This window comes from Peptoniphilus sp. (assembly GCF_050943655.1).
GTDB lineage: Bacteria > Bacillota > Clostridia > Tissierellales > Peptoniphilaceae > Peptoniphilus_A.
Map to the genome: position 1 here is coordinate 1 of NZ_JBMNPQ010000066.1, position 8,072 is coordinate 8,072.

The following is an 8,072-nucleotide window of genomic DNA, read 5'->3' on the forward strand; positions in this document are numbered from 1 at the left end:
TTCTTACGATGTCAATTTTTCGGATATAGGATATGTGCCACAAATTGATGCGTCAACTAACTTGCAGTTTCCAATAACTGTATTTGAACTTGTGTCCTTGGCACTTTTTTCAAAGGACAAGAGAGGCTTTAATCGAATAAATAAGGCCGACAGAGACAAAGTCATGCAGGCACTTCAAATTGTAAAAATGCAAGATTATTCAAAAAATTTATATTCTGAACTTTCAGGTGGGCAAAGACAGAGAGTCTTAATAGCAAAGACTTTGGTTTCAACTCCAAAGTTTTTGGTTCTCGATGAACCTATGACAGGAATAGATAAAGAGTCGAGACAGTCTCTTTTAAAGCTTCTTGAGCATATAAACAAAAGTCACAATATTACAATTCTTATGATTACACACGATCTAGCAGAAGTTAGAGAAAATGTGACTAAGATATACACAGTAGCAGATCATAAAATAAGGGAAGTGAATTCATGAGCATTTTTGCCTACTCTTACATGGTTAAAGCCTTAATTGTGGGAATTGCCATTTCTATAATAATTCCTTTTATGGGAGTTGTAGTTGTAAATAAAAAAATATCTATAATTGGAGATGCACTTTCCCATGTGTCTTTGGCAGGGGTTATGCTTGGACTTATCACTTCAACTTCGCCAATTCTTGGTGCAATAATTTTGTGTATAGTCGCCTCACTTTTTCTCGAATTTATTAGGACAAAATTTCCAGGATATCAAGAAATTTCAACGGCAATTGTGATGAGTACGGGGATTGGACTTGCTTCAATCTTGTCTGGATTTGTAAAAAAATCTGCAAATTTTGAATCATTTTTATTTGGCTCAATAATTGCGATTCCAGATTTTGATTTTTATTTAATTTTGGCAGTCGCTTTAATTGTATTCGTCGTTTTTATTTATTTTTTTAAAGATCTTATGTATATATCTTTTGACGAATCATCTGCAAGGCTTGCTGGAATAAATGTCGATAGAATTAATTTAATCTTTATGATTTTAATCGCCATAACAATTTCTGTATCTGCAAGAACAGTTGGTATATTAATTATTTCTTCACTCATGGTAATACCAGTTGCCTGTGCAATGCAGTTTAAAGTTGGCTATGTTAAGACGACCATTCTTTCATCGATTTTTGGAATAATTTTTACAATATTGGGACTCGTCTTGTCTTTTTATTTTGGACTAAAACCAGGCGGAACTATTGTATTAATAGGAGTCTTATTTTTAATAATACTTTTGATAAAAAATAAATAGATGGATTTAAGAAAACCTTGGATGATGTCCAAGGTTTTTTGACGCGTAATTTAAAATTTTTATTTAGAAGTATTAATTATTTTATTGCCAATCTTTACACACATCGATCCACTCTTTAAAATTAGAATACTTTTCAAGCTCTGGTATCGTAAGTTCTATTGCGCTGTTGCTACTTCCACAAGCAGGAAATACAGTTTCAAATCTTTTTAGAGACTCGTCAAGATATACTGTGACATCACTTTTTATGGCAAAGGGGCAAACTCCGCCTATGTCGTGACCGATTAAGCTTTCGACTTCTGAAGATTTTATCATCTTTGCCTTAGTTTTAAAAAATGCTTTAAACTTTTTATTGTCAATCTTTGCATCTCCTGCTGTTACAATAAGTATTGGTTTGTCATTTACTATAAAGGAAAGACTCTTTGCAATTCTTTTTGGCTCGCAACCTGCTGCCTGTGCCGCAAGAGTAACTGTGGCACTTGACTTATCAAATTCCATAATTCTATCGTCTATACCATATTCTTTAAAATATTCTTTTACTTTATCAATTGCCATAATATCTCCTCTTATTAAAAATTATATTACTGTGATTTAAGTTTGTAATTTATAAAAAACAAAATTAATATATTTAAATCCTATCACACATTAGTAAGTTAAACAAATATTAAGACCAATAAATAGTGAATTATATGCATCTTTAGGGTAAAATGATAACTAAGAGGTTAAATGAATGGTGATAATATGAAGAAGACAAATGCAGTTAGAATTTTAGACAGTAATGACATAAAATATGAATTAATTGAATATTCTACGAAAGATGGAATTGGTGGAATGGATGTTGCAACAAAGCTTATGGAAGATCCAAAAAAAGTTTTTAAAACTCTTGTTACTGAGTCAAAAGAGGGAGAAAACTTTGTATTCGTTGTTCCAGTTAATTCTGAACTCGATTTAAAAAAGGCAGCGAATCATTCAGGCTCTAAAAAGATAGAGATGATACCACAAAAAAAGTTATTGCCCCTAACTGGGTACATACACGGAGGTTGCTCTCCTGTTGGTATGAAAAAAGAGTTCAAAACTTTTATAGATGAAACAGCTAAAGACAAAGATTTTATTTATTTGAGCGCAGGCAAAGTTGGTTTGCAGATGAAAATAAGTCCAATGGACTTAAAAAAGATTATTGATATAGATTTTGTTGATATCGCAAAGGAGTAATTATGTATAGAGAGATTTACGATAGGTGGCTTAGTTATCCAAGCTTAAATGACGACTTAAAAAAAGAACTTGAACTTATTAAAGATAGTGACGATGAAATTAAGGACAGATTTTTCAAAGAATTAGAATTTGGAACGGCTGGTCTTCGTGGAATTTTAGGCGCAGGCACAAACAGAATGAATTATTTAACTGTGGCAAAGACTGCTCTTTCTTTAGCTCATGCAATTAAAAATAGAGGAGAAGAAGCTTGCAAGAGGGGAGTAGTAATAGCAAGGGATATGCGAAAATTTTCTTATGAGTTTTCCATAATTACTGCAAAGATTTTGGCAGAAAACGGAATTAAAGTTTATCTTTTTACAGGAATAAGGCCCACTCCAATTCTTGCCTACTCCATTAGATATTTAAACACAATTTCTGGTGTTATGATTACAGCATCTCACAATCCAAAATCATACAACGGTTTTAAATTATATTGGGAAAATGGATCTCAAATTCTTGATGATATAGCAAGCGAGATACAAGAGATTTCTTCAACTATTGATATTTTAGATTATGATTTTGACAGCTTAAAAGAACTTGGCGAATATGAAAATATTAAATTTTTATCTGAAAAAGTTATAACTTCATACTTTAGAGAAACTTTAAAACACACATTAACTGATGATATCGACAAGAATATTAAAATTGTATACACTCCACTAAGTGGTTGTGGAAACAGATACGTTAGAAAAATACTAGATCTTAGAGGCTTTAAAAATGTATTTGTTGTGGAAGAACAAGAAAATCCAGACGGCACATTTTCAAATGTCAAAAATCCAAACCCAGAAAATATAGAAGCTTTTGATAAGGCAATAGCACTTGCTAAAGAAAAGGATGCAGACATAATCATTGCAACTGACCCCGATTCCGATAGAGTTGCAGTATTGGAAAACGGTGATGAAATTTTCCAAATAACTGGAAATGTGATGGGATTTTTATTGGGAGACTTTTTACTTGAAAGAATGAGTGAAAGGAACGATAATCTCAAAAATTCTGCCATAGTTAAGACTATTGTGACAGGCGATATGATAGAGAGGATCTCAGATAAATATAATGTTGCTGTTTTTGAAACATTAACTGGATTTAAAAATATTTGTAATATGGCAAACATTTGGGATAAGTCTTGTGAACATGAATTTATTTTTGGTTATGAAGAGTCAATAGGTTATGTGTTTGGAGATCATGTTAGAGATAAAGATGCCATCATAACAACAATGGTAATTGCAGAAATGGCAGGATATTTAAAGAAGAGAGGCAAAACTCTTAAAGATTTTAAAGAGGACATTGAAAGTAAGTATGGTTACTTTGAAGAATACCTTGACTCATTCTATTTCGAAGGAATTGACGGAATAGAGAAGATGCAAAATATAATGAATTCCTTTAGAGAGAGCGAATCTTTTTATGATCTCCCAGAGATTACAAGTAAAATAGATTATTTGCACGATGAAAATAATCCTTCAAATGTATTAAAATTTTATTTTGGCGAAGATACTTGGTTTGCACTTAGACCATCAGGAACAGAACCAAAGATAAAAATATATGCTTATTCAATTGGAGAAAATAAAGAAAAAGCAGTAGAAATGATTGAAAAAATTAAGAAAGCTGCACAAGAAAAAATTAATTAATAGGAGGTGCTCCATGATTCTTTTTTGTGATTTTAACCCGAAGGTTGTGAGAAAGTATATAATTTCTGAAGAAGACAATGTGATAGATAAAACAGAAATATATCCATCTGGGCTTGGCGTTGAGATGGCTACATTCGTAAAAAATATTGGTTCAGATACAGAAGTTTTACTTTTGAAAGGAACAGAAATTGGAGATGAGTTAATTGAAAAATTAAAATCTCTTGGCGTTATGACTAGTTCTGTAAAATTAAAAGACGACAATGTTGAAGAAATTATAATTAAAAAACAAGATAAATCTGAAAGTTACAGGACGAAATCTCCAAGAATTACTATGGAAGATAAAAATGAACTATTTGCAAAGTTTGAAGATGCAGTGATAAATAAAAATATAGTAGTAATTCCAAAAATTGACCACGCAAGTCTTGACTCATCAATTTATGAGAAGATGGTTAAATTTTGTTATGACAAAAATATAAAAGTGGCAATAAATCCTTCAAACATAAAAGAAGTAGAAAATTTAAAACCATATATTTTGTTTTTAGATAAATATGATTTGGAGCGAGATATTTCTTTGGAATACACTGGAGAAGTCTTAAAGATGAGTGAAGGCCTCTTAAAAAAAGGTTCTGGAGTGGTAATTGTAAACAGCAAGAGAAATACAATTATCTCAACAAAAGAAAAAAATTACAGGGCATATTTAAACAAAAAAAAGATGGAAAAAGATGTATTGCTCGAGAAATTTAATACAAGCTTTGCACTTGCGGGGCTTTCTGTTGGAATTGACAGAGATTATGATTTTGTCACTTCTATAAAATTATCTGTGGCATGTGGAGTATACGATAACTTTGCCGAAGATATGGAGCTAGATATGAGTTCAATTAAAAAACTTATGAACAGCATAGAGGTGGAGGAAATTTAAGGGAATGAAAAATTTTAAATTAAGTAAAAAAGATGTAGTTTTCGCTTTTATTGATATTCAGGACAGATTATTAAAAGCAATATCAAATAATGACGAGGTCGTAAAAAATGCAAAAGTCTTAGCTAAGATTGCAAATATGCTAGAACTTGAATCACTATTTACGGTGCAGTATCCACACGGCCTTGGTTATACAAATAAAGAAGTAAAGGCGCCATTAGATGAAAAAATAGAATTTCCAAAGCTTTATTTTAGTGCCTATGATGATAAAGAAATTAATTCTGAAATTAAGAAATTAAAGAAAAGACAGTTTATTGTATGTTGAATAGAATCTCACATATGTGTCCTTCAAACAGTAAGAAGCCTACTTTCTTCTGGATACGAGGTGTTTTTAGTAGAAGATGCAGTTGGCTCTCGAAATGGAAACAATTCTAAAAATGCAATAGAACAGATGAGGGAGATGGGCGCTGTAATAACAAACACAGAGTCTGTATTGTTTGATCTTGCTGAAGTTGCAGGCACAGACGAATTTAAAGCATTGCAAAAATTAATAATTTAAATAAAAGCCTTTAACAGAGGCTTTTTTTGATTGTGTGATATAATAAAAGCAGGTGATTACATGAAAATAGTTCACTTCTCGGACTTGCACTTAAAAAAATTTTATAAGGGCAAGCTTCCAATTGAAATAACAAATAAATTAATTGAAGATGTGTGGAAAAATCTCTATGAAACTTGCAAATTCATTAACGAAATTTCTGCTGACATTGTTTTAATAGCAGGCGATGTCTTCGAAAGAGAATTTTTTAACATGAGTGATATGAATAGATTTTTAGATATTATTAAATCACTTAACGCAAAAGTATTTATATCTTGTGGAAATCACGACTATTACGATGAAAAGAGTTTGTGGAATAGGGTAGAGCTTCCAGAAAATTTGCATGTCTTCTCTAATGATTTTACTTATGTCGACTTAGATGACTTAGGCGCAAGAGTTTTTGGAATTTCTTATGACTCATTTAGTTTTAATAAGGATTTAAAGACAGTGGATTTATCTATTGATTACAAAAACTTTTTAGTAGTTCACAGTGATATGGAAGATGAGAGATACCTTCCACTTGATAAAGACTTTTTAAAAAAATTTGACTATGTTGCCCTTGGTCATATTCATAAGAGAGAAAAAATTATGGATAATGTATATTATTCTGGTTCAATCGAACCTCACACCTTTAAAGATATTGGCGATCGGGGAATAATTATTTTTGATACAGATACTAAGTCTTTCGAATTTAAAGATTTTTCTACAAAGAATTTTGTAACTTTTGACTACGAAGTAAAACCTGATAGTTCATTAAGTGAGCTGCTAGAAGATTTACAAAATACTGTAAATGATAGAGACTTATACAGAATTAGGCTCATCGGTAAGCATAAAAATCACAACTTGCTTAAAGAATTTTTAGAAAATAATTTGAATGCTTTTTATTTTGAAATAGTTGACGAAGTTAAAAATGATGTAGATGTATACGAAGTTTTTGGAGAAAATAATTTAGTTATGGATTATTTAAACTCTTTTAATGAGGAAGAGGAAAATTCGAAAGAAGTAGCAATAGAATATTTATTGGAGCAATACAATGAAGTTTAAAGAATTTGGACTGTTAAACTTTGGAAAATTTAATAATGAAACTATTAACTTTTATGATGGCATCAATATAATTTATGGCGAAAATGAGTTTGGCAAATCTACTATTGTAAATTTTATTGACGGGGTTTTTTATGGATTTAGCCGAGACTCCTTAAAAAGGAAAGTAAGGGACGAGCTTTTTGACAAGTGTAGGCCTTGGAATAGTTCAAGCTACAATGGATATATTGAAATTATTGATAAGGACGAGACTTATAGAATATTTAGAGATTTTGAAACCGATGAAGTTTCTATTTTAAATAAGTCTACTGGACTTGATCTTAGCAACCTTTCAGTATTAAATAAATATTCAAGAATTGAACAACCAGGGGCTTACTTTTTTGACATAAATAGAAAAGTTTTTAAATCAACTGTGTTCATTGGGCAGAATATGTCTGTCTTTCAAGACGATGCTGCAGAGGATTTGAAAAAGAGAGTAAATAATTTTGCAACAGCTCTAGATGAGAACATAAATGTAAATAAAGTATTGGACAAAATGAATAAGGACATAGATTCCTATGGAAATGAGAGGCGAAAATCTTCACTAATCGGATCTGTTACAGATGAGCTTGAAAAAATCGAAAGACAAAAGTCGTCCTTAATTCTAGATAAAGTAAATTATGACATTAACATAAAAAAATTAAAAGATACAAAGGATGAACTTAAGGCTCTTGAGAAAAAATATAGGGGACGCAAGAGTTACGATATTGAAAACTTAAAAAGTGAAATTAAAGAACTTGAAAAAAACTTAAGTGAATATGCCAAAAAGCACGACATGGATGATTTTGAGAGGGCAATTGAAATAAATAATGACATCCATTCAAAGTCAAATAGACTTGATGAAATTTTATCTTTAGATCAGTGTGAAATTATCGAGGAAGATAAAGATATAAGTGAAGATTTAGAAAATTATAAAAAAGCTAAGGCAAAAATTGCAGAGCTAAATATTAATAATTACTCCAAAGAAATGGAATTTATTTCTGTCGACATCAGAAATACTAGAAGAAAAATGAATTTTTATTTGATAAAAATAATACTTGGCATATTGATTGGCTTTGCAGTAATTGGCACTGCATTTTATTATAATAGACCAATATTTTCACTAATTTCTGCAATATTTTTTACATATTCCTATTTTAGGATAGTAAAATATAATATAAATAAGGACTTATACAATAGGCTCGATGTAAAGCTTCGCGACTTGAAAAAACTTTCCATCGAAAAGACTGGAATTAAAAAGGAATATGACAAGTACTTTGATGGTCTTTTAAAAAAATATTCTGTGAATTCTTTAAATGAATTGGACAAAGTTTTGAAAAATTTTGAATCAGAAAATTTAAAGAAAAAA

The 8,072-nt window shown here is 30.6% G+C and carries 10 protein-coding genes; 9 read left to right on the plus strand and 1 reads right to left on the minus strand.

The genetic code is table 11. The annotated features are described in order from the left end of the window. Both ACOX6R_RS06375 and ACOX6R_RS06380 read left to right on the plus strand, forming a co-directional pair. Positions 1-475: metal ABC transporter ATP-binding protein (locus ACOX6R_RS06375; RefSeq protein WP_433448430.1), on the plus strand; the 475-nt coding region annotated here is incomplete at its 5' end. Further along, the gene (locus tag ACOX6R_RS06380) at positions 472-1,260 is read left to right on the plus strand and encodes a metal ABC transporter permease (RefSeq protein ID WP_433448432.1); all 789 of its coding nucleotides are present in this window, start codon (positions 472-474) and stop codon (positions 1,258-1,260) included. The genes ACOX6R_RS06375 and ACOX6R_RS06380, both read left to right, overlap by 4 nt. An 81-nt stretch (positions 1,261-1,341) precedes the next feature. Here ACOX6R_RS06380 and ACOX6R_RS06385 read toward each other — a convergent pair whose 3' ends face one another. After that, positions 1,342-1,812: a YbaK/EbsC family protein gene (locus ACOX6R_RS06385; RefSeq protein ID WP_433448434.1), complete on the minus strand. Its 471-nt coding sequence runs from the start codon at positions 1,810-1,812 to the stop codon at positions 1,342-1,344. 186 nt (positions 1,813-1,998) lie between these two features. Between ACOX6R_RS06385 and ybaK the strand changes: the two genes are divergently transcribed. The 7 genes from ybaK to ACOX6R_RS06420 form a co-directional block, all read left to right on the plus strand. Next, entirely contained in the window at positions 1,999-2,469 is a 471-nt protein-coding gene (ybaK, locus tag ACOX6R_RS06390; RefSeq protein ID WP_433448446.1) for a Cys-tRNA(Pro) deacylase, read from the plus strand. A gap of 2 nt (positions 2,470-2,471) precedes the next feature. Next, positions 2,472-4,133 carry a phospho-sugar mutase gene (locus tag ACOX6R_RS06395; protein WP_433448436.1) on the plus strand — a complete coding sequence of 554 codons (1,662 nt, stop codon included), beginning with the start codon at positions 2,472-2,474 and terminating at the stop codon, positions 4,131-4,133. 13 nt (positions 4,134-4,146) lie between these two features. Next, positions 4,147-5,052: a PfkB family carbohydrate kinase gene (locus tag ACOX6R_RS06400; protein WP_433448438.1), complete on the plus strand. Its 906-nt coding sequence runs from the start codon at positions 4,147-4,149 to the stop codon at positions 5,050-5,052. 4 nt (positions 5,053-5,056) lie between these two features. Further along, positions 5,057-5,374: a hypothetical protein gene (locus tag ACOX6R_RS06405; RefSeq protein ID WP_433448440.1), complete on the plus strand. Its 318-nt coding sequence runs from the start codon at positions 5,057-5,059 to the stop codon at positions 5,372-5,374. Between the two features lie 12 nt (positions 5,375-5,386). Beyond that, on the plus strand, positions 5,387-5,608 hold the full coding sequence (locus ACOX6R_RS06410; RefSeq protein ID WP_433448448.1) for an isochorismatase family protein: 222 nt from the start codon (positions 5,387-5,389) through the stop codon (positions 5,606-5,608). 60 nt (positions 5,609-5,668) lie between these two features. Then, complete coding sequence (locus ACOX6R_RS06415; protein WP_433448442.1) at positions 5,669-6,688, plus strand: metallophosphoesterase family protein; 1,020 nt, start codon at positions 5,669-5,671, stop codon at positions 6,686-6,688. Beyond that, positions 6,678-8,072 (plus strand): ATP-binding protein (locus ACOX6R_RS06420; protein ID WP_433448444.1); only part of this gene is annotated, 1,395 nt, incomplete at its 3' end. The genes ACOX6R_RS06415 and ACOX6R_RS06420, both read left to right, overlap by 11 nt.

Bases quoted from the DNA above. Each gene is read 5' to 3' on its own strand.
- ACOX6R_RS06380 (WP_433448432.1), top strand. From the start codon at position 472: ATGAGCATTTTTGCCTACTCTTACATGGTTAAAGCCTTAATTGTGGGA.
- ACOX6R_RS06385 (WP_433448434.1), bottom strand. From the start codon at position 1,812: ATGGCAATTGATAAAGTAAAAGAATATTTTAAAGAATATGGTATAGAC.
- ybaK (WP_433448446.1), top strand. From the start codon at position 1,999: ATGAAGAAGACAAATGCAGTTAGAATTTTAGACAGTAATGACATAAAA.
- ACOX6R_RS06395 (WP_433448436.1), top strand. From the start codon at position 2,472: ATGTATAGAGAGATTTACGATAGGTGGCTTAGTTATCCAAGCTTAAAT.
- ACOX6R_RS06400 (WP_433448438.1), top strand. From the start codon at position 4,147: ATGATTCTTTTTTGTGATTTTAACCCGAAGGTTGTGAGAAAGTATATA.
- ACOX6R_RS06405 (WP_433448440.1), top strand. From the start codon at position 5,057: ATGAAAAATTTTAAATTAAGTAAAAAAGATGTAGTTTTCGCTTTTATT.
- ACOX6R_RS06415 (WP_433448442.1), top strand. From the start codon at position 5,669: ATGAAAATAGTTCACTTCTCGGACTTGCACTTAAAAAAATTTTATAAG.